The sequence below is a fragment of the Streptomyces sp. NRRL B-24484 genome (assembly GCF_000717715.1).
In the GTDB taxonomy this organism is placed as follows: Bacteria; Actinomycetota; Actinomycetes; order Streptomycetales; family Streptomycetaceae; genus Kitasatospora.
In genome coordinates this window covers 126,181-147,509 of the sequence record NZ_JOAI01000023.1, presented here as the reverse complement: position 1 = coordinate 147,509, position 21,329 = coordinate 126,181, and the positions used below count along the sequence as shown (strand labels likewise).

Sequence of the window (21,329 nt, the reverse complement as noted above, 5' to 3'; positions counted from 1 at the left end):
ACGGGAAAACGGGGGATGCACATGGAGCGTCCGCGGCTCAAGGCGCATTTTCTGAGCGACGTGGTGGACGGCAAGGTCTTCCTGATCGGCGACGGCCAGGACTACATCGTTCCGGGCGCGGCCGCGGTACGGCTGCTGCCGCTGCTGGACGGCCGGCGCACCGTCGCCGAGATCCTCGGGGAGCTCGGCGCCGCGGTGCCGCTGGGCCAGGCGCTGACCGCGCTGCGCCGCTACGAGGCCGCCGGGCACCTCGCCGAGGGCCGCCCCGACCTGCCGGAGGAGGTGCTGGCGCACTGGGACGCGCAGGGCGTCGACCCGGCCGCGGTGCTCGCCGCCGCCGCGGCCACCGAGCTGCTGGTGGTGGCGTTCGGCGCCACCGACCCGGCTCCTGTGGTGGACGCGCTCGCCGCGACCGGCCTGCGCGCCCGGGCCGCCGGCGAGGACGAGGCGGTCGCCGCCGGCGCGGACGCCCTGGTCGTCGCCCTCACCGACGACTACCTCGACCCGGCGCTCGGCCGGATCAACACCGCCCGGCTCGCCGACGGCCGGCCCTGGCTGCTGGCCCGCCCGACCGGCACCAGCCCCTGGCTCGGCCCGCTGCTGCGTCCCGGCAGCACCGGCTGCTGGACCTGCATCGCCCAGCGGATCAGCGGCAACCGACAGGTCCAGCGGTACCTGGCCGGCAAGCGCGGCGAGTCCGCCCCGCTGCACCCGGTGCGCTCGGCGATCCCCGCCGGGCCGGCCCTGCTCGGCCAGCTGCTCGCCGCCGAGGCCGGCCGGATCCTCGCCACCGGCGGTTCCGCCGCGCTGGACGGCCGGATGGTCAGCCTCGACCTGGCGACCCTGCAGACCGCCGAGCACGTCCTCGTCCGGCAGCCGCAGTGCCCGAGCTGCGGCGACCCGGGCCTGATCGCCGAGCGCAGCCCCAAGGTGGTGCTGTCGCCGAGCCCGGCCCGGCACACCACGGACGGCGGGTACCGGATCCAGGCCCCGGAGTTCACCTACGACCGGCTGAAGCACCACATCAGCCCGCAGTTCGGCGCGATCACCCGGCTGGGCGCGCACGAGGACACCGGCAACGGCATCACCTACAGCTTCACCGCCGGCCACAACTTCGCCATGGTGAACGACAACATGGACCTGCTGCGCCGCAACATGCGCGGCCAGAGCGGCGGCAAGGGCCGCTCGGAGATCCAGGCCAAGGTCAGCGCCGTCTGCGAGGCCATCGAGCGCTACTCGGCGGTGTGGCGCGGCGAGGAGCCGGTCGTCCGGGCCGCCTACCGGGACCTCGACCCGGCGGTGGCCGTCCACATGGACGACCTGCTGCTCTTCTCCGAGGCCCAGTTCGCGGGCCGCGCCGAGTGGAACGCCGTCCCGACGCACCGGCTGCACCTGGTGCCGGACCCCTTCCCGGCCGACGCCGAACTCGACTGGTCGCGCGCCTGGTCGCTCACCCACGACAGCGAGCGGCTGATCCCCTCCGGCTACGCCTGGTACGGCCACCCGGACCTCGCCGAGCACTTCTACTGCGTCGGCGACTCCAACGGCTGCGCCAGCGGCAACACCCTGGAGGAGGCGATCCTGCAGGGCTTCTGCGAGGTCGTCGAGCGGGACGCCGTCGCCCTGTGGTGGTACAACCGGCTGCCGCGGCCGGAGTTCGACCTGGACTCGCTGAACGACCCGTACGTGGCGACGATGCGCGCCTTCTACGACTCCGTCGACCGCGACCTGTGGGTCCTCGACATCACCTCCGACCTGGGGGTGCCGACCTTCGCGGCGATCTCCCGGCGCCGGCACGAGGTCGAGGACGTCATGGTCGGCTTCGGCGCCCACCCGGACGCCCGGATCGCCGCGATCCGCGCACTCACCGAGGTCAACCAGTTCCTGCCGTTCGTCGACCGCCGGGACGAGAACGGGGCCACCCTCTACCGCACCGACGACCTGGAGACCCTGGAGTGGTGCCGGACGGCGACGGTCGCCGCCGAGCCGTGGCTGCTGCCCGGCGAGGGCCTGCGGCCCACCGCCCTCGGCGACTTCGTCCCGCCGGCCGGCGACGACCTCGCCGACCACGTCCGGGACTGCGTGGAGCGGGCCCGCGCCCGCGGCATCGAGGTCATCGTGCTGGACCAGAGCCGCCCCGACCTCGACCTCAGCGTGGTCAAGGTGATCGCCCCCGGCATGCGGCACTTCTGGCGCCGCCTCGCCCCGGGCCGGCTGTACGACGTGCCGGTGCAGCAGGGCGCGCTCGCCGCCCCGCTCACCGAGGAGCAGCTCAACCCGAAGAACGTCTTCTTCTAGGCCGCGGGGGACACACACCATGACCACAGTTCTCGACCCGGCCGGGCAGGCTGTCGGCACCCGCGCGGTGCGCCGGCTGCGGCTGCGCCGCGACGCCGCGGCCGCCCCGGCCGGCGCCCGCGGTCTGCGGCTCACCGCCCCGGTGGGCGCCCTCGACCTGCCCGACCTGCTGGCCGGGGCCCGCGAGGCGGTGGCCGCGCTGGCCGCCGGCGAGCGGACGGAGGAGGAGCTGGCCGCCCTGGTGGCCGGCCGGGACGGCGACGCCGGCCTGATGCGCTGGCAGCTGACCCGCCGCCGGCTCGGCCTGGCCGGCCTGCTGGAGCACGCGGTGCACCTGGCCGCGGAGGACGGCGAGCAGCCGCTGGCCCGGCTGCGGCCGATCGGCCGCGGCGCGTGCGAGCCCGGGCCGACCCCGGACCCGACCGGGCGGGTCAAGCTCTCCCGGTTCGCCTCTGCGGCGCCCGAGGGCGGCGCGCTGCTGGTCCGCTCGCCGGGCAGCCCGCTCGCCGTCGAGCTCGGACCGCGGGCCGCCGGGCTGCTGGCCGCGCTCGCCGACTGGACGACCCCGGCCGGGCTCGCCCGGCTGCCCGGGGAACTGCCGCTGGAGGCCGTCCGGCAGACCCTGCGGCTCTTCGCCGCGGCCGGGCTGCTGGCCTACGGCGCGCCGGGGCAGGAGCCGGAGGCGGACGAGCAGCGGTTCGCCCAGTGGGCCGCCGCCGACCTCGCCTTCCACACCCGGACCCGGCGGCCGACCGCCTCGGCCGGCTACGGCGGCACCTACCGCTTCGGCGACCGGTTCGGGCCCGAGCCGGCCTCGCCGCCGCCGTTCCCCGGCGAGAAGGTCGCCCTGGCCGTGCCGGACCTGGCGGCGGTGGCCCGGGCGGACCGGCCGTTCACCGAGGTGCTGGAGGAGCGGCGGTCCGTCCGCGAGCACGACGACGGGGCGCCGCTGACCGCGGACCGGCTCGGCGAGCTGCTCTACCGGGCGATGCGCCGCCGGCAGACCTTCACCGGCGGGGACGGTCAGGAGCTCGCCGACCGGCCCTACCCGAGCGGCGGGGCCGTCCACGAGCTGGAGGTCTACCCGCTGGTGACCAACTGCGCGGGGCTGCGGCCCGGGCTGTGGCACTACGCCACCGACCGGCACGAGCTGGAGCTGGTCGCCGAGCCGTGCCCGGCCACCGCGGCACTCGTCGCCAACGCCCGCGAGGCCGCCCTGATGAAGGCGGACCCGCAGGTGGTGCTGCTGGTCACCGCCCGCTTCGGCCGGGTGATGTGGAAGTACGAGACGGTCGCCTACCCGCTGATCCTCAAGCACGTGGGCGCGCTCTACCAGACGCTCTACCTGGTCGGCACCGCCATGGACCTCGCCGTCTGCGGCCTCGGCGGCGGCGACGCCGGCGACTTCGCGACCGCGAGCGGCATCGACTTCTTCACCGAGGGCACCGTCGGCGAACTGATCCTCGGCAGCAGGCCCGGCACGCTCCGCACCGACGTCGGCGTGCCCAGGAGAGAGACCAAGAGATGACGGACACGAGGGGGGCGGGCCGGTGAAGTTCCGTTTCAAGGCCCTGCAGCGGATGCGGGAGCCGGACGAGTTGGACTCGCCGACCCTGCTGGCGGCACCGCGCGGCTGGGTCGCGCTGTTCGTCGTGCTGATCACCATGAGCGCCGCGGTGCTGTGGACCTTCGCCGGGCGGATCCCGATCACCGTGGACGCCCCCGGCCTGCTCACCCGCCCGAGCGGCACCGCGCTGATCCAGAGCCCGGTCGCCGGGATGGTCCGCTCGGTGCTGACCCGGCCCGCCGACCAGCTGCGGCTCGGCCAGACGGTGGTGCGCATCGAGGACGCCGAGGGGCACAGCCGCGAGGTGACCAGCCCGTTCGGCGGCCACGTCGTCGGCCTGTCCGTGACGGACGGCCAGGTGGTCGCGCCCGGCGCGCCGATCGCCTCGGTGGAGCGCACCGACACCGCGCAGGACCGGATGGTCGCCATGGTCTTCGTGCCGGCCGCCAGGGCCACCGCGCTCGCCCCCGGCATGGACGTCGACCTGTCCGTCTCCACCGCCCCGGCCGGCGCCTTCGGCCTGCTGCGCGGCACGGTCAGCTCGGTCAGCCCGTACGCACTCACCCGGGAGGCCGTCTCCGGCCTGGTCGGCGGCGACCTCGCGGCGCAGCGCTACCTGGACGGCTCGCCGCCGCGGCTGGTCGTGGTCGACCTGATGCCCGACCCGGCCACCCGGACGGGCTTCGCCTGGACCTCGCAGAGCGGCCCTCCGACGCCGCTGACCACCCAGGTCTCGGTCACCGCCACGATCAACGTCGGCCGGCAGACCCCGTTCAACCTGATCCTCGGCCGCTGAGGGGGCGCGCGATGACGACCACCGTCCCGGGGACCGCCCCCGCACCGCCCGAGGAGCGGCGCCGCCGGCGCCGGCCCGGGCGGCGCCCGCCCCGCGCCGACCGGCGGCGCACCCCGCGCCGCTGGCGGCACGCCGTGCCCACCGTGCTGCAGATGGAGTCGGTGGAGTGCGGCGCCGCCAGCCTGGCGATGATCCTCGCGTACCACGGGCGGCACGTGCCGCTGGAGGACCTGCGCGGCGTCTGCGGCGTCTCCCGGGACGGCGCCCGGGCCTCCACGCTGCTCTCCGCCGCCCGCACCTACGGGCTCACCGCCCGCGGCTACCAGACCGAGGCCGACCGGCTGAAGGACCTCACCGGCCCGGTCATCATCTTCTGGGCCTTCCAGCACTTCATGGTCGTCGAGGGGGTGCGCACCCGCTACGGGCGCACCGTCGTCGCCGTCAACGACCCGGCCAGCGGGCCGCGGCTGATGGAGTGGGAGGAGTTCGACTCCGGGTTCACCGGGATCGTGCTGTCCTTCGAGAAGGGTCCCGACTTCGTCACCGGCGGCAGCCGCGGCGGCGTCGGCCGCGCCCTGCTGGAGCGGCGGCTGCCCTCCGGCCGCGCGATGCCGCTGGTGCTGCTGGCCAGCCTGCTGCTGGTGGTGCCCGGCATCGCGGTGCCCGCGTACACCCGGGTCTTCATCGACCGGGTCCTGGCCGGCGGCGGCAGCGGCTACCTCCTGCCGCTGCTGGCCGCCATGACCACCACCGCGCTCGCCGTCTTCGTGCTCACCTCCGTCCAGCGGCACTACCTGCTGCGGCTGGAGATCCGGATGGGCATGGTCAGCTCGGCCCGGTTCTTCCGCCACCTGCTGCGGCTGCCGGTGGACTTCTTCCTGCAGCGGCGGCCGGCCGAGGTCGCCAAGCGGGTGGCCGGCAACGACGTGGTCGCCGAGATCCTCTCCCGCGACGTCGCGCTGACCGTCATCAACCTCGGCCTGGTGCTGTTCTACGCCGCGGTGCTCGTCCGCTACGACGTCCTGCTGGGCGTGGTCGGCGTCGGCATGGCGCTGCTCAACGTGGTGGTGCTGCAGGCGGTGGCCCGCTCGCGCACCGACGCGGTCGCCGCCCTGCGCACCGACCGCGGCAACCTGACCGCCACCACCTTCACCACGCTCTCGCTGATCGAGACGGTCAAGGCCACCGGTGCCGAGCCGGACGCCTTCAGCCGCTGGGCGGGCTTCCTCGCCAAGGTGGACACCGCCAAGCAGAAGCTCGGCATCCCCAGCGCCGTGCTGACGGTCGTGCCGCCGATGCTGGCCGCCCTCAACAGCGGCCTGATCCTGCTGGTCGGCGGCCAGCGAGTGGTGGACGGCGCGATGAGCGTCGGCCTGCTGGTCTCCTTCCAGACCCTGCTCGCCGCGCTCAGCCGCCCGGTCGCCCAACTCACCAACCTGGGCGGCCGGCTGCAGGACGTCACCGCCGACATCAAGCGGCTGTACGACGTCGAGCGCTACCCGGTGGCGGCCTGCTTCGCCGCCGCCGAGCCGCCGCCCGGCGCCAAGCTGGAGGGCGAACTCGTCTTCGAGCACGTCACCTTCGGCTACAGCCCGCTCTCCGAGCCGGTGATCAAGGACCTGAACCTGACCGTCGTCCCCGGCCGCCGGATCGCGGTGGTCGGCGGCTCCGGCAGCGGCAAGTCCACCCTGGGACGGCTGCTCACCGGCCTCTACACCCCGTGGGAGGGCCGCGTCCTGCTTGACGGCCGCCCCCGCGAGGAGATCTCCCGCACCGTGCTCGCCGCCTCGCTCGCCTACGTCGACCAGGACATCTCGCTCTTCGAGGGCACCGTCCGCGACAACCTGACGCTGTGGAACGACGACGTCCCCGACGACGCCGTCACCGCCGCCCTGCACGACGCCGCCGTCTTCGACACCGTGATGACCAGGCCCGGCGGTGTGCACAGCCCCGTCCTGGAGGGCGGCCGCAACTTCAGCGGCGGCCAGCGCCAGCGGCTGGAGCTCGCCCGCGCCCTCGCCGGCCGGCCGACCCTGCTGGTGCTGGACGAGGCCACCAGCGCGCTCGACCCGGAGACCGAGCGCGTGATCATGGACAACCTGCGGCGGCGCGGCTGCGCCTGCCTGACCATCGCGCACCGGCTCTCCACGGTCCGCGACGCCGACGAGATCATCGTGCTGGACCGGGGGGAGATCGTCGAACGCGGTACCCACGACGAGCTGTTGGCGCTCGGCGGGCACTACACCGCGCTCATCGAGTCCGCCCGGCGCGAGGAGGAGGACGAGCTGTGACCACCGCCCCGGCCCCCGCGGAGCCGACCACGGCCCCGCACGCCTTCGCCGACTTCTTCACCACCGCGGCCGAACCGGTCGACCCGCGGGCCGACCGCTTCCTGGTGCTCGACGACCCGCGCCGGATGCTGCTCGTCCAGGCCGGCGCCGTCGACCTGTTCGCCGTCCGGCTCACCGACCGCGGACCCGTCGGCCGCTGGCACTTCCTGTGCCGGGTGGAGGCCGGCACGCTGCTCCCCGGCGCGCCCGGGGGCTCCGTCCACGGCATCGCCGCCCGGCCGGTGCTCGGCGCCGAGGTCGCCCTCCTGCCCACCGCCCGGGTCGAGGGGCTGTCCGGCCGCGGCCGGGAGTGCGGCACCGCGGCCGGCGCCGCCGTCCGGGCGCTGCCCGAGGCCGAACAGCAGCGGGCCGTCGACCAGTTCCTCGCCGGACTGGCCGGCGGCATCACCGCCCTGGCCGGCGCGCTGCGGGACACCCTGCCGCCGCGCGACTTCACCCCGCTCGCCACCGACGGTCCGACCGTCCTCAAGAAGGGGCAGGCGCTGCGCTCGGTGGACGGCGTCCAGTGGGTGTGCGTCGAGGAGGGCGGCGTCGAACTGCCCGGCGACACGGCCTGCGACGACGCCGCCGCGCTCGGCCCGGGCGCCTGGGTCTGCCTCACCGAACGGGACTGGCTGGTCGCACCCGGCCCGGCCACCGTCCGGGCCCGCTCCCCTCGCGAACTGCTCGACCGGGGCGTCCTGTGGGAGCGGCTGGTGGTGCACTGCGGCCGGCTGCTCGCCGCCGTCGACCGCCGGATCGAGACCCGGCGCACCGCCGAGACCGAGCTGATCGCCGCCCGCAGGGAACGCGACGCCGGCACCCTCGCGCACTCCGCCCGCGGCTTCGAGACGGTCGTCCGCGACACCTCCTCCCGGCTGCGGATCGCGGACGCCGCCGGCGACCCGCCGACCCTCGCCGCCACCCGGCTCGTCGCCGCGCAGCAGGGCTTCACCGTGCGGCCGCCGGTCGCCGGCAACGGCCAGGACCGCAACCTCGACGACCTGCAGGCCATCGCCCTGGCCTCCGGGGTGCGCACCCGCTCCGTCCGGCTGGACGGCCGCTGGTGGCGGCAGGACCTCGGCCCGATGGTCGGCTACCGCAAGACCGGCCGGGCCGTCGCCCTGCTGCCGGTCGGCGGCCGGTACGTGCTCGCCGACCAGGGCACCGTCACCCCGCTCACCCCCGAGCTCGCCGCCGACCTGCAGAACAAGGCCACCGTGCTGTACCGGCCGCTGCCGGCGAGCGTGCGCAGCGTCGGCGGACTGCTCCGCTTCGGACTCCGCAACAACCGCCGCGACCTGTGGATGTTCTCGCTGATGGCGGCGCTGGTCGCGGTCGTCGGCCTGCTCGTCCCGGTGATGACCGGCGAGGTGCTCGGCACCTTCGTGGCGCACGCCCAGCGCAACCTGATCACCGAGGGCGCGGTGGTGGTGATCGGCTCGGCGATGGCCGTGGCCGCACTCTCTGTCGTCCAGAACATCGCCGTGCTGCGGATCGAGAGCCGCTCCACCGCGGCCATGCAGGTCGGCGTCTGGACACGGCTGCTCTCGCTGCCCGCCTCGTTCTTCTCCTCGTACTCCACCGGCGAACTCGGCACCACCGTCCTCGGCGTGAGCGCCGCCCAGGAGACCCTCTCCGGGATGATGACCACGGCCACCCTCGGCCTGTTCACCGGCCTCGCCAACCTCGTCCTGGTCTACTTCTACGACCTGCGGCTGGCTGGCCTCGCGACCGCCCTCGTCCTGGTGGGCGTCGGCTTCGGCCTGGTCGCCGGCCGGGTGGAGGTCAGCTGGCAGCGGAAGCTGTACGCGCACGAGCAGGCGATGTCCTCGCGGGTCTTCCAGCTGCTCACCGCGGTGCCCAAGCTGCGGGTCACCGCTGCCGAGGACCGGGTCTTCGGCGTCTGGGCCGGCGAGTTCGGCCGCGGCCGCGGCCTGGCCGCCTACTCGCGCCGGGTGCAGAACGCCGTCACCACCTTCAACGCCGGCTTCCCGCTGGTCTGTTCGGTGGTCGTCTTCGGCGTCATCGCCGGCCCCCTGGACGGCAGCGTGCCCGTGCCGGTCTTCCTCTCCTTCTTCACCGCCTTCAACCTGCTGATCGCCTCCAGCCTGCAGTTCACCTCCGCCGCCGTCACCGCCATGGGCGTCGTGCCGATGCTCGAACGGCTGCGGCCGATCCTGGAGGCCAGGCCCGAGGTCGACGACTCCAAGGCCGACCCCGGCGACCTGTCCGGCCGGATCGGGCTCAGCCACGTCACCTTCCGCTACGGCCAGGACGGCCCGGCCGCCCTGCAGGACGTCACCCTCGGCATCGAGCCCGGCGAGTTCGTCGCCCTCGTCGGCCCGTCCGGCAGCGGCAAGTCGACGGTGCTGCGGCTCCTCCTCGGCTTCGAGAAGCCGGAGAGCGGCACCGTCCTCTACGACGGACAGGACCTCGGCGAACTCGAGGTCTCCGCCGTCCGCCGGCAGTGCGGCGTCGTCCTGCAGCACGGTGCCCTGCTCGCCGGCGACATCAAGGCCAACATCGTCGGCTCCACCAACCACACGCTCGACGACGCCTGGGCGGCCGCCGAGATGGCCGGCATCGACAAGGACATCGCGGCCATGCCGATGGGCATGAACACCGTGCTCTCCGAAGGCACCAGCACCCTCAGCGGCGGCCAGCGGCAGCGCCTCATGATCGCCCGGGCCCTGGTCTCCCGCCCCCGCATCGTCTTCTTCGACGAGGCCACCAGCGCCCTCGACAACCCGACCCAGCGCCTCGTCACCGAATCCACCCGCCGGCTCAACGCCACCCGCGTGGTGATCGCCCACCGGCTCTCCACCGTGGCCGAGGCCGACCGCATCATCGTCATGGACCAGGGCCGGGTCGTCCAGCAGGGCCGCTACGAGGAACTGCTCGCCGACCGGGACGGCCTGTTCGCCCGCCTCGCCAGCCGCCAGATGTGAACCGGGAAGGACGGAGATGGAGTACGCACTGCTGGTCTTCGGCCAGGAGACCGACTGGGACGCCATGACACCCGCCGAACGCGAGGAGCGGTTCACCGCCAACCGCGCCTTCGGCCGGGAACTCGCCGAAGCCGGCGTCCGCATCGTGTACGGCGCCAAACTCGCCCGCCCCACCGCCGCCGAGGGCGAGGACCGCGCCGCCCCGGGCATCCTGGAACTCGGCGGCCTGTGGATCGTCGACGTCACCTCCGAGGAGGAGGCGCTGCACTGGGCGGCGAAGCTGCCCGTCAGCCCGGGAGCCCGCGTCGAAACCCGCCTCTGCAACAGGCCTCCGGCCAGGTAGGCGAGAACGCCAGGGGCGCGGGGAACTGCGCGGTCCGGATGGGGCTCACCGTACGAACCAGGGCTCGGCCCGAATTCGTCACGATGCCCGATCCCGGACTGCGCAGGTCCCCGCGCCCCTACGTGGTTCTCCGCTCAGGCGAGGTGCTCGGCGAGGGTGGGGGCGAGGGTGTCGGGGCGTTCGAGGAGGGGGAGGTGGCCGGTCTCGGGGAGGGTGAGGAGCCGGGCGTCCGCGAGGGTGTCCCGCAGGAGTTCGCCGTTGCGGACGAAGGCCGGCATGTCCTCGTCTCCGACGACCACGAGGGTGCGGGCGGTGATCCGCCGCAGGTCGTCCGGGGTGTGCCGGTGGGCGGTCAGGGCGTCCATGGCCCGGTTGCCGAGTTCGGCCCAGCTGTGGCGGGCGACGACGGCCCGCAGGGAGGCCCGGAGGGCTGGGTGCCGCAGGGTGCCGGTGAAGATGTCGGGCGGGGACTGCATCCACAGGTCGGCGAGCTGTTCGCCGGGGCCGGTGAGCCGGTGCAGCATCATCAGCTGGCGGTACCGCAGTCGGGCGGAGTCCTCGTTGGGGGTACCGGCGAGGGTCGGTGCGGCGAGCACCAGCCGTTCGACGAGGCCGGGCTCCTGGAGGGCGAGTTGCAGGGCCGAGGTGGAGCCGAAGGAGAGCGCGACGACCCGTCGGGCGCCGGTCTCCCGGGCGACGTCGGCGAGCTGTGCGGCGAGCTCGGGCAGGGTGAGCCCGGGGGTGAGCGGCGTGGAGCGGCCGTGTCCGGGCAGGTCGACGCCGATGTGGGTGTGGCCGGGCAGCAGCCGCCAGAGCGGCTGCCAGACGGTGGAGTCCATGGTGTAGCCGTGCAGCCAGAGCACGGCGGGTCCGCTGCCCTCGGTGTGCAGGTGGAGGCCGTGCGGGCCGGTCATCGGGCGCCGCCCGGGGCCGTCCGGGTGGTGAAGTCGGCGCAGAAGGCACGGAAGGCGAGGACGGGTTCGTCGCGGGCGTCGTACCGGGGCACGGCGTGCGGGTCGAGGTTCTCCCAGACGACCTTGTCCTCCTCGAGGGCCTTGCGGCTGCCGCCGACGAGGGCGGGCAGGGCGGCCTGCTGGTCGGTCCGGACGCCGATGGCGACGCGGGCGGTGCAGCCGCCGCCGGGGGCGGGGACGGAGCCGGTGACGATGACGTGGAGTTCTTCCGGCGGCCCGAACTCGGTGACGACCACGGAGGGGCTGAAGGCCCGGGCGTGGAAGCGCGGCCGGTAGTCCCAGCGGACGGTGCGGGTGCGGATCGCCTGCCAGCGGATCTCTTCGAGCCGGCGGGCGTCCTGCCAGGGCGAGGTCTGCATCAGGAACTCGCCCTCGATGACGAGTTCGCCGCTGTCGCCGGGGCGGGCGGCCATGCCGCGGGTGCCGGGCACGCCGTGCACGGCCTTGAAGTGGTCGGGGTCGAAGGCGTTCTCGACGACGTACGCGGGGTCGACGTCGACCTGCAGGCCGACCGCGCCGACGAGCGGGTAGGTGTCGGCCCAGCCCTTGACGGCGCGTTCGAAGCCGCGGTCGCCGTCGGGGTCGTCGGAGAGCCGGACGAAGAGGGCGTCGCCCCAGGCGAGGACGGTGTGCTCGGCGACCGACCAGTGCTTGGTCGGGTCGCCGAGGGCGATCCGCTTGCCGTGGAAGGGGCAGACCACGCAGTCGCCCTCGCGCCGGCCGCCGAAGCCCAGGTGGGCGCCGCGGTGCGGGCAGGTGGCGTCCAGGACGCGGACGTCCTCGCCCTGCCTGACCGCGATGAGGCGGTGCCCGCCGACGGCGAGCGGGGTGATGTCGTCGGTGAGTTCGGAGCGGAAGGCCAGCAGGTACCAGCCGTGGTGCACGGTCGTCTGTTCCATGGTCATCGTTTCGCCAGTGCCTCGATCAGTTCGTCGGCGGCCCGTTCGCCGCTCGCCAGGGCGCCCTGGACCCAGGGCAGCCGGTGGCCGGTGACGGTGGCCTCGCCGGCGAAGAAGAGCGTCCCGGCGAGGGGTTCGGCCCACTGCCGGGCGGCGTCGCCGGCGGTGGCCGAGGGGGCGGTGAACGCGCCGCCGGCGTGGGGGTCGCGGCCCCAGTCGGCCGTCTCGGTGTCCAGCACCGCGGCGCCGGCCGTCCAGGGCAGGGCGGTGGCGAGCAGCGCGGTGAGTGCGGCGGGTTCGGCGGCGGCGGTGCGCAGCCGCTCGGCGGCGGCGCCCTTGGCGACGAACAGCACCTCGGGGCGGCCCTCGGCGCAGCGGAGGAAGCCGCCGGTGCCGTCGGTGTCGAGGACGATCGCGGTGGCGGGTGCGGGCCGGTCCAGCACGGCGACCAGGCAGTAGCCGTCGCCGAGCGGCAGCCGGGCGGCGGCAGCGGTCTTGGCGGCGAGCCCGTCGGCGGGCAGGCCGGTGAGGCGGAGCCTGCCGGCGGTGAGGACGGCCGGGGGCACGGTGACGACGGCGGCCGCGGCGGTGGTGCGGCCGACGGCGGTGCGGGCGGTCACCCGGCCGTCGGCGCAGGCGAGTTCGTGGACGGGGTCGCCGAGCCGGACGTCCAGGCCCTCGGCGAGCAGCCCGGGCAGCCGGTCGAAGCCGCCGCGGACGGCGTACTCGCCGTCGCCGACGTGCTCGCCGCGGTGGGCGGCGGCGATGCCACGGGTGCCGATGAGCGCGGGGTCGGCGGCCCAGTTCTGCCGGAACCACTCCTCGGCGGCGCGGCGTTCGGCGCCGGTGCTGCCGCGGGCGGTGAGCCAGCCGTCGACGGTCAGGCCCGCCGGGCCGGGGTCGGCGTGCAGGGCGGCTTCGAGCAGCCAGGGGGCGCGGCGGCCGCGGCCGAGGACGTCCATCGGGCGGTCGGTGCCGTCCTCGACGATCCGGGCGGTGATCCGGCGCGGCACGGCGGCGGTGTTGCCGGTGCCGACGAGGGCGTGCACGGGGTTGCGGTCGCCGTGCACCACCTGGGCGCCGAGTTCCAGCGGCGGGCCGCCGTCGGCGGGGCGGTGGGTGCGGATGCGGCCGCCGACCCGGTCGCGGGCCTCGTGGACGGTGACGGTGAGCCCGGCCCGGTGCAGCCGGCGGGCGGCGGCGAGGCCGGCCGCGCCGGCGCCGACCACGACGACGTCGGTGCTCATCGGGCCTCCCCGGCGGGGCGGAGGTCGAGGGGGTAGGCACGCAGCCGGCGCGGTACGAGCGTGAGGTCCCAGGGGGCGGGGCCGCCGGGCCCGCGCAGTGCGGGGAAGCGGCGGACCAGCCGGGGCAGCAGCAGCGCGCCGGCCTGGCGGACCAGCTGGGCGGCGAGGCAGAAGTGCGGACCGCCGCCGAAGGCGAGGTGCGGGTTGGGGTGGCGGTCGAGCCGCAGGGTGTCGGGGTCCTCGAAGACGTCCGGGTCGCGGTTGGCGGCGGAGACGACGGCGAGCACCCGGGCTCCGGCGGGCAGGGTGCCGCCGGTCAGCGGCACGGTTTCGGTGGCGACCCGGGCGGTGAACGGGATCGGCGCCTCGTACCGGAGCAGTTCGTCCACGGCGAGGCGGGCCAGGTCCTCGTCGGCGGCGGCGAGCCTGCGGACGGCGGCCCGGTCGGGCAGCAGCGAGTGCAGGGCGTTGCCGACGAACTCGGCGAGCGGCTGCCAGCCGCCGACCACCGCGAGGTTGAGGATGCCGAGCATCTCGGGCCGGGCGAGCCGGGTGTCGGCGGCGAGCGCGGCGAGCGGCACGTCGGCGCCCTGGGCGGTCAGCCGGACGGTGTGGGCGTCGAGGTAGCGGCCGAGCGCGGTGGCGGCGGTGCGGCCGAGGGCGGCCCGCGCGGGCGGGGCCATCGGGTCGAGGTTGGCGGAGGCGGCCCGGGCGAGCGTCTCGAAGCGGGTGAGTTCGCCCGGGGGCAGGCCGAAGAGCCGGGCGAAGACGGCGGTGGCGAGCGGGCGGCCGATGTCGGCGACGGCGTCCGGCCGGCCGGGGGCCGCGGCGAGCCGGTCGATCAGGGCGTCGGTGTCGGCCACGAGGCCGTCGGCGACGGAGCGGACGGCCGCCGGGCCGAGCAGCAGCGCGCCGGGGGCCCGCAGCCGGTGGTGGTCGGGCGGGTCGGTGGTGAGCATGGACGGCGGGAGGGCGTCCTCGCGGGCGCGCTCCCGCTGTCCGCGGGCGGCCGACAGCCGGGGGTCGCGGAGCACGGTCGCACAGTCGGCGTGCCCGGTGACCAGCCAGAACCCGGAGAAGGTGTCGTGGTGCACCGGGTCGTTGGCCCGCAGCCACCGGTACGCCGGGTACGGGTCGGGCCGCCCGGCGGGGGCGAACGGGTGGATCAGGTGCTCGGGCAGCCGCACCGGCGCCGTGGTCATCGGGGCGACTCCTGACTGTCGGTGGGCGTACTCGCTGGTGGCCGGCCGGGCACCGGTGGGCACCCGGCCGGCGTGCCGTCAGCGGACCCGGGGGCCGCGCCAGCGGAAGGTCATGGCGGTGAGGACGAGGCCGCCCAGCGTCCACAGCGCGAGGACGAGGGCGATGTGCCCGAGCTCCCAGTTCCCGGCGGGTTCGACGGCCTGGAAGGAGTCCGGCAGGAACACCGAACGGAAGCCCTGCGCCATCCACTTGACGGGGAAGAACGCGGCGGTGGTCTGCATCCAGTGCGGCAGCTGGCCGAACGGGAAGAACACGCCGGAGATGAACTGCAGCACCATGAAGACCGGGGTGACCACGGCCGCCGCGGAGCGGCTGTTGGGGATGGCCGCGGAGTAGGCCGCGCCGGCCATCGCGCAGGCGACCGTGCCGAGGCCGAGGTCCCAGCCGAGGGTGGCCCAGCGCTCGGCGGTGCTCGGCAGCGGCAGCCCGAACAGGGTGAGCGCGATGCCGAGCAGCAGCGCCGTCTCCAGCACGGTGGTGACCACGACCCGGACGAGCTTGCCGACGAAGTACGCGGACTTGGGCATCGGGGTCATGGCGAGCCGGCGGACGGTGCCGGTGTCCCGCTCGATGGCGACGTTGATGGCGAGGCCCGAGAAGGAGGTGCTCATCACGCCGGCGGCGATGATGCCGGCCATGAACACCTGCTTGAGGTCGGTGTCGGTGCCGGCCACCTTGCCGGAGAAGATCGAGCCGAAGACGACCAGCAGGATCACCGGGAACATCAGGGTGAAGACCAGGGACTGCTTGTTGCGGAAGAACGCCCGCAGTTCGACCCGGGAGCGGGCCGTGCCGGCCCGCCAGACGCCCGGCATCGGCGCGGTGCGGCGCGGCTCGGGGGTCGCGCCGGCGGCCGGGGCGGCCTGCGCCGGGGAGTTCGGGGAGGCCTCTGCGAGAGTCATCGGGTGCCCTCCTCGGCGCCGTCGACGGGGTCGGTACCGCGGTCGGTGCCGCCGATGTTCTGCCGGATGAGGTCCAGGTAGACGTCCTCCAGGGTGGGGCGGTGCACCCGCAGTTCGGGCAGTTCGGCGACGCCCGCCTCGCGGGCCCACGGCACCAGCACCGAGAGCAGTGCGGTGGGGGTGTGGGTGCGGATCCGCAGCAGGCCGTCGGCGGTGGCCGGCTCGGCCTCGGCGCCGTGCGGCAGGTGCGGCAGCAGGCGGTGCGCGAGCTCCGGCGGTGTCCGGAAGGAGACCGTGGTCGGAGTCTTCGCGCGGTCGCCGAAGTCGGCGAGCGGCCCGTACTGGACCACCCGTCCGGCGACGATCACCGCGGCGCGCTGGGCGAGCGCCTCGGCCTCGTCGAGGTAGTGCGTGGTGAGCACGGTGGTGCGGCCGCGCTCGGAGAACCAGCGGACCAGGTCCCAGGCCTCCCGGCGGGCCACCGGGTCCAACCCGGTGGTGGGTTCGTCGAGGAAGATCAGGTCGGGGTCGCCGACGATGCCGACGGCGACGTCGAGCCGGCGGGCCTGGCCTCCGGAGAGGTCGGTGCTCTGCTTCTTCTCGTGCTTGCCCAGTCCGACCATGTCGATGACCTGGCCGACCGGGAGCGGCGCCGGGTAGAACGCCGCGAAGTGCTCCACGACCTCGCGCACCGTCAGGTCGTTGTACGCGCCGGTGGTCTGGGGGACGACCCCGATCCTGGCGCGCCACTCGCGCCGGTCCTCGGCCGGGTCGTGGCCGAGGACCCGCACGTCACCGCCGGTTCGCTGCCGGACACCCTCCAGGATCTCGACGGTCGTCGTCTTGCCCGCGCCGTTCGGCCCGAGCAGGGCGAAGACCTCGCCTGCGTGAATGTCCAAATCCAGACCCTGTACCGCGTGCCAGTCGCCGTAACTCTTGCGAAGGCCGCGGACGGAGACGGGGTTCTCCCCGACGGCGGTAGCCACTTGGATCGCTCCTAGGTGGTGATCAGGTTGATCGGTGGGATCAGGTGCAGCAGCAGCACGGGCAGCAGCAGGAGTTGCCGCCGGCCGCGATGTCCGACAGGTCGCCCTCGCTGAGCTCGGCGGTGTCGATCTGCGGGGTCTCCGGGATGTGGAACTCGTAACGACCGGTCGCGAGGCCGATCTCGAAGAGCTCGACCTGGACCTCCAGGTTGCCCTCCTGCTCGCCCTCGGCGGCGGTGTTGACGATCACGATCTCGGCGTCGGCCGGGAGCTCCAGGCCGGCCTCGGCGAGCGCCGCACGGGCGTCCGTCCGCAGACGGGCCGCGTACTCCTCGCTCGACCAGGCGCTGATCAGGGCACGGGTGTAGCCGTTGACGAACTCGGCCCGCTTCCGCTGGTCCAAAGCCATAGGACTTTTCCTTTTCTCGGTTCCGGACTTCGCCGGCGGCGCCTTGCTGCGCTGCCGACAAATGAACGATGACATGCCGGGAAAAGGCCTGCCAAGACGTCAGTTCCGGTGCCGAGAGTAAGTATTGAGCACGTCGGGGGCGTGCGGTAGATTTCGGGCGGCGAGATGGCAGGAATGCGTATGGGAATACGCATCGGAATACGTATCCGAATACGTACGGCGGCAGGATGCGTACGTATTCGGCGAATTCCTTCTGCGTATCGCGCCGGGCCTACGCATCCGCGTACGCCGCCGCAGCCGACCCGAAGGGACACACGGACGTGGTCCGAACCGCGCCTACGCACCCGGGCCCGCGCACCCCGGGCTCCGACGTCTCCGGGCTGCCGCTGCCGCCCGGGCCGCCGGAGGAGATCGACATGGCGGTGATGCGCGAGGCACCGCTCGCCTTCATCACCGACCTGGCCCGCACCTACGGCGACATCACCCGCCACCGGGCCGGCGGCGACACCGTCTACCTGCTGAACCGGCCCGAGTACGCCCGGCACGTCCTCAAGGACAACGGCGCCAACTACACCAAGCAGGACACCCCGGACGACGCCATGCTGCGTCCGCTGCTCGGCAACGGGCTGCTCACCAGCAACGGCGCCGACTGGGCCCGCCAGCGCCGGCTCACCGCGCCGGCCTTCCGGCCCAGCTCGGTGCGGAGCTTCGACGGCATCGTCACCGAGGCCACCTCGGCGCTGCTGGAGCGCTGGCGCCCGGCGGTCGAGGCTGGCAGCCCGATCGCCGTGGACGACCACCTCACCGCGCTGACCCTCGGCATCCTCACGCACGCGATCCTCGGCGCCGACATCGACGGCATCGGCGAGGGCTTCGGCCGCGCCGTCGACGCCGTCAACCGGTGCATCGGCCACTACGTGCCCGACCCGGACCCGGACCCGGCCGACACCGCGCAGCGGTACGCCGCCTTCAGCCGGGCCCGGGTGTTCCTCAACACGGTGACCCGCACCCTGATCGCCTCCCGGCGGGCGGCCGGCTGCCCGGTCGCCGGCCACGGCGGCGACGGGGGCGCCGACGGCGACGCGGGGAACCTGCTCGACACGATGATGTCCGGCGACCACCTGGTCTCCGACGAGGACCTCCGCGACCAGGTGCTGACCATCGTCATGGCCGGCCACGAGACCACCGCCAAGTCGCTCAGCTGGACGCTCTACCTCCTCGACCGCCACCCGGAGGAGGCGGCGAAGGTCCGCGAGGAGATCGACCGGGTGCTCGGCGGGCGTCCGCCGACCGCCGCCGACCTGCCGGACCTGCCGGCCTGCCGGCGGGCCGTCCAGGAGGCGATGCGGCTCTACCCGCCGGTCTGGCTGATCTCCCGGCGCGCGATCGGGCGCGACGTGATCGGCGGCTACCGCGTCGAGCCGGGCACCCTCGTCTGCGTCAGCCAGTGGGTGCTGCACCGGCACCCCGACCACTGGGAGGCGCCCGAGGAGTTCCGCCCGGACCGCTTCGACGGCGCCGCCTTCCCCAGCCACCTCTACCTGCCCTTCGGCGGCGGCGACCGGATCTGCATCGGCCAGCACTTCGCGCTGCTGGAGGCCGTCCTGGTGCTCGCCACCCTGCTGCAGTCGGTCCGCCTGGAGCTCGTCGACGGCCTCGCGGTCGAGCCGGAGGCCCTGGTGACGCTGCGTCCGAAGAACGGCATGACGATGATCGCGAGGCCCCGATGACCGCCCCTGCCCCCACCACCGCTCCGGACCGCCCGGTCGGCGGCTCCTACGACCCGGCCCGCACCACCGGCGGCGGCCTGGCCGCCGAACTCGACCGGCTGGAGGCCCAGGCCGCGCTCTCCTTCGCCGAGGAGCTGCACCTGCTGCGCGAGCTCGGCATCGCCGCCCCCGGCGGCACCGTGCTCGAACTCGGCGCCGGCCCCGGCGCGGTCACCCGCCGGCTGCGGGCCGCGCTGCCCGCCGACACCGCCCTGGTCGCCGCCGACATCGACGGCGAGCTGCTGGCCCGGGCGGCCGGCCCGGGCGTCACCCTGCTCGTCGCGGACGGCGCCGACCTGCCGCTGGAGGACGGCAGCGTGGACTTCGTGCTGCTCCGGTACGTCCTCCAGCACGTGCCCGATCCGGCGGCGGTGCTCGCCGAGGTCCGGCGGGTGCTCCGGCCCGGCGGCCGGGTCGCCTGCACCGAGGTCGACTCGGCCTGCTGGGGCGCCGCCGACCCGTCCTACCCCGAACTCGCCGGTGTGCACGCCAAGATGGCCGCCGCCCAGCGGACGGCGGGCGGCGACCGCGCGATCGGCCGGCGGCTGCCCCGGCTGCTGCGCGCCGCCGGTTTCGAGGACGTCGTGCTGCGGCCCTTCGCCACCACCAACGACGACCACCCCACGGACGCCTTCGCCCCTCAGCTGGGCCCGCAGCGGCTGGAGCCGCTGGTGGCCCGGGGCGTCCTCTCCCTGGCCGAACTCGCCCTCGCGGCGGACCGCTGGAACCGCTTCCGGTCGGACCCCGACGCCTGGGTGATGCTGCTCGGCCTCACCGCCGCCGCGACCGCACCCGCGGACCGCGGACCGCGGGCCGCCCGTTGAGGGCCCCGCACCACCACCACCCGCACAGCTCGACGAAAGGCATCGGATGAACCCCAACCTGAAGATCTTCATCACGATCTTCTGCTACATCAGCGCCGTGGCCGGCCTGGTCACCGCGGTCATGGACGCCAGCCACAAGCCCGCGCAGACCACCGACGCCGTCATCGCCGGCGTCCTCGGCGTGGCCTTCCTGCTCGGCGGCATCGCCCTCACGCGCAAGCCGCGCTACTGACCGGGCCAGGTGGCCGGGGCCGCCCCGCCCCGGCCACCGCCCGGCCGTTCGCCCCCGCACCCGTGCCCGCACCCGGACGGGGACATGACCGTGCGTCAGATCGGGAACCGGTTCCACCCCGGTGGTGTCAGTGGTGGACGGTACGTTCCTGGTGCGGCCCCGGGCCGCAGCGGAACTCCGCCGCCCCGGGCACCGGCAGCAGGTGCGGGCGGCCACCCCGATCAGGAGAGTCATGAAGGCCATGTTCCGGAAGGCGCGCATCGCCACTTCCGTCCTCGCCGCAGCCGCCGTCGTCGGCCTGCTGGCCGCCCCGGCCGCGCAGGCCGCACCGGCCGGTGTCGCCAACCCCGACTTCGAGGCCGGCGCCAGCGGGTGGAACACGTTCTCGTTGCCGTTCGGCACCGGGGTCATCACCGACGACCCGGCACTGCCCGCGCACTCGGGCACCTGGAAGGCCGAGCTCGGCGGCCACGGCCGGCCCGGCATGGACCGGATCACCCAGCAGGTGACGATCCCGGCCCTGCGCGTGCCGGTGCTGACCTTCTGGGTGCACATCGGCACCCCGACCCCGGCCACCTTCGGCTACCACGAGCTCACCGTCGAGGCCACCGCGCCGGACGGCACCCCGTACACCCTGGCCGGCCGGACCAACAAGGACAGCGGCGGCGGCTACCAGCAGGTCACCGTGACGCTGCCGAGCGCCTTCTACTCCTCCACCGAGCAGAAGGCCGTGATCTCCTTCTTCTCCGTGGACGACGCCGCCAACAAGGTGCCGTTCCTGATCGACGACGTCTCGATGGCCTACCGGCTGAAGATGTACCGGCCGCCCTTCCCGCTGCTGCTGAAGCCCTGACGCGGCGTCCGCTCCGGTCCGCCGCCACGGGCCGGGACGGCGGGCGGCCGACGGGGCAGGATGTCCCCGTACCTGCCGCACGCACCGCCGACCGCACCGGGGAGTCCAGGTTGACCGAGCAGCACCGGCCGTTCCTCTACGTCGTCGTCTGCGCCGCGGGCATCGCGGCCGACGTCGGCACCCTGATCGGCGCAGCCCAGGACGAGGGCTGGGGCGTCGGCGTCATCGCCACCCCGACCGCACTCGGCTTCATCGACCGGGAGGCCGTCGAGGCGCGGACCGGCCACGCCGTCCGCTCGGCCTGGCGCACCCCGGGCAGCCCGCAGCCGCTGCCCTGGGCCGACGCGATCGCGGTCGCCCCGGCCACCTTCAACACCGTCAACAAGTGGGCCGCCGGCATCTCCGACACCCTGGCCCTCGGCATCCTCTGCGAGGCGTACGGCCTCGGCACCCCGACCGCCGTCCAGCCGTACGTCAACGCGGCGCAGGCCGCCCACCCCGCCTACGGGGCGAGCCTGGAGCGGCTGCGGGCGATGGGCGTGCTGTTCGGCGACGCCGTCCCGCACCGGGCCCGCACCGACGAGGGCCGTGCCGGCTACCGCTGGACGGCCGTCCTCGACCTGCTCCGCCCGGTCCTCGCCGGGGCCCGCGGCCAGGACTGAAGCGCCCCGGAACGCCGGAGTCCG

General features: G+C 74.7%; 18 protein-coding genes. 11 read left to right on the top strand and 7 right to left on the bottom strand.

The features are described from left to right. Nucleotides 1-21: 21 nt before the first annotated feature. The 6 genes from IE98_RS0121765 to IE98_RS0121740 are packed head-to-tail and all read left to right on the top strand — an operon-like array spanning nucleotide 22 to nucleotide 10,285. A complete protein-coding gene (locus tag IE98_RS0121765) occupies nucleotides 22-2,298 on the top strand; it encodes a TOMM precursor leader peptide-binding protein (protein WP_030271369.1) in 2,277 nt (758 codons plus the stop codon). A gap of 19 nt (nucleotides 2,299-2,317) precedes the next feature. Beyond that, nucleotides 2,318-3,826, top strand: a complete 1,509-nt coding sequence (locus tag IE98_RS0121760; protein WP_052390788.1) for a SagB family peptide dehydrogenase — start codon at nucleotides 2,318-2,320, stop codon at nucleotides 3,824-3,826. A gap of 22 nt (nucleotides 3,827-3,848) precedes the next feature. Further along, a complete protein-coding gene (locus IE98_RS0121755) occupies nucleotides 3,849-4,661 on the top strand; it encodes an HlyD family efflux transporter periplasmic adaptor subunit (protein ID WP_030271366.1) in 813 nt (270 codons plus the stop codon). An 11-nt stretch (nucleotides 4,662-4,672) separates the two neighbouring features. After that, the gene (locus IE98_RS0121750; protein WP_030271364.1) at nucleotides 4,673-6,952 is read left to right on the top strand and encodes an NHLP family bacteriocin export ABC transporter peptidase/permease/ATPase subunit; all 2,280 of its coding nucleotides are present in this window, start codon (nucleotides 4,673-4,675) and stop codon (nucleotides 6,950-6,952) included. Continuing rightward, nucleotides 6,949-9,942, top strand: coding sequence for an NHLP bacteriocin export ABC transporter permease/ATPase subunit (locus IE98_RS42835; RefSeq protein ID WP_052390787.1), 2,994 nt, complete (start codon nucleotides 6,949-6,951; stop codon nucleotides 9,940-9,942). The genes IE98_RS0121750 and IE98_RS42835 overlap by 4 nt, the downstream gene beginning before the upstream one ends. 16 nt (nucleotides 9,943-9,958) lie before the next feature. Continuing rightward, nucleotides 9,959-10,285: a YciI family protein gene (locus IE98_RS0121740; RefSeq protein WP_030271361.1), complete on the top strand. Its 327-nt coding sequence runs from the start codon at nucleotides 9,959-9,961 to the stop codon at nucleotides 10,283-10,285. 134 nt (nucleotides 10,286-10,419) lie between these two features. Here the strand turns inward: IE98_RS0121740 and IE98_RS0121735 are convergent, their stop codons facing one another. From IE98_RS0121735 to IE98_RS0121705, 7 genes are all read right to left on the bottom strand, one after another. Next, on the bottom strand, nucleotides 10,420-11,199 hold the full coding sequence (locus IE98_RS0121735; protein ID WP_030271359.1) for an alpha/beta fold hydrolase: 780 nt from the start codon (nucleotides 11,197-11,199) through the stop codon (nucleotides 10,420-10,422). Then, nucleotides 11,196-12,158 carry a Rieske 2Fe-2S domain-containing protein gene (locus tag IE98_RS0121730; protein ID WP_030271357.1) on the bottom strand — a complete coding sequence of 321 codons (963 nt, stop codon included), beginning with the start codon at nucleotides 12,156-12,158 and terminating at the stop codon, nucleotides 11,196-11,198. Before IE98_RS0121730 ends, IE98_RS0121735 begins: the two co-directional genes overlap by 4 nt. Before the next feature lie 2 nt (nucleotides 12,159-12,160). Continuing rightward, nucleotides 12,161-13,405: a flavin monoamine oxidase family protein gene (locus IE98_RS0121725; protein WP_030271355.1), complete on the bottom strand. Its 1,245-nt coding sequence runs from the start codon at nucleotides 13,403-13,405 to the stop codon at nucleotides 12,161-12,163. Further along, complete coding sequence (locus IE98_RS0121720) at nucleotides 13,402-14,607, bottom strand: cytochrome P450 (RefSeq protein WP_030271352.1); 1,206 nt, start codon at nucleotides 14,605-14,607, stop codon at nucleotides 13,402-13,404. The genes IE98_RS0121725 and IE98_RS0121720 overlap by 4 nt, the downstream gene beginning before the upstream one ends. A 78-nt stretch (nucleotides 14,608-14,685) precedes the next feature. After that, nucleotides 14,686-15,570 carry an ABC transporter permease gene (locus IE98_RS0121715; protein ID WP_106976655.1) on the bottom strand — a complete coding sequence of 295 codons (885 nt, stop codon included), beginning with the start codon at nucleotides 15,568-15,570 and terminating at the stop codon, nucleotides 14,686-14,688. Beyond that, nucleotides 15,567-16,469: an ABC transporter ATP-binding protein gene (locus IE98_RS0121710; RefSeq protein ID WP_234443623.1), complete on the bottom strand. Its 903-nt coding sequence runs from the start codon at nucleotides 16,467-16,469 to the stop codon at nucleotides 15,567-15,569. Before IE98_RS0121710 ends, IE98_RS0121715 begins: the two co-directional genes overlap by 4 nt. Nucleotides 16,470-16,596: 127 nt before the next feature. Further along, entirely contained in the window at nucleotides 16,597-16,965 is a 369-nt protein-coding gene (locus IE98_RS0121705) for a hypothetical protein (protein WP_234443622.1), read from the bottom strand. A gap of 320 nt (nucleotides 16,966-17,285) precedes the next feature. Between IE98_RS0121705 and IE98_RS0121700 the strand changes: the two genes are divergently transcribed. The 5 genes from IE98_RS0121700 (at nucleotide 17,286) to IE98_RS50995 (ending at nucleotide 21,305) form a co-directional block, all read left to right on the top strand. Beyond that, nucleotides 17,286-18,695, top strand: a complete 1,410-nt coding sequence (locus IE98_RS0121700) for a cytochrome P450 (RefSeq protein ID WP_052390785.1) — start codon at nucleotides 17,286-17,288, stop codon at nucleotides 18,693-18,695. After that, on the top strand, nucleotides 18,692-19,558 hold the full coding sequence (locus IE98_RS0121695) for a methyltransferase domain-containing protein (protein WP_030271343.1): 867 nt from the start codon (nucleotides 18,692-18,694) through the stop codon (nucleotides 19,556-19,558). Before IE98_RS0121700 ends, IE98_RS0121695 begins: the two co-directional genes overlap by 4 nt. A gap of 46 nt (nucleotides 19,559-19,604) precedes the next feature. After that, a complete protein-coding gene (locus IE98_RS0121690) occupies nucleotides 19,605-19,790 on the top strand; it encodes a hypothetical protein (protein ID WP_030271341.1) in 186 nt (61 codons plus the stop codon). 133 nt (nucleotides 19,791-19,923) lie between these two features. After that, complete coding sequence (locus tag IE98_RS51000) at nucleotides 19,924-20,643, top strand: hypothetical protein (RefSeq protein ID WP_234443621.1); 720 nt, start codon at nucleotides 19,924-19,926, stop codon at nucleotides 20,641-20,643. 110 nt (nucleotides 20,644-20,753) lie between these two features. Then, entirely contained in the window at nucleotides 20,754-21,305 is a 552-nt protein-coding gene (locus tag IE98_RS50995; RefSeq protein WP_030271338.1) for a flavoprotein, read from the top strand. The last annotated feature ends 24 nt before the right edge of the window (nucleotides 21,306-21,329 follow it).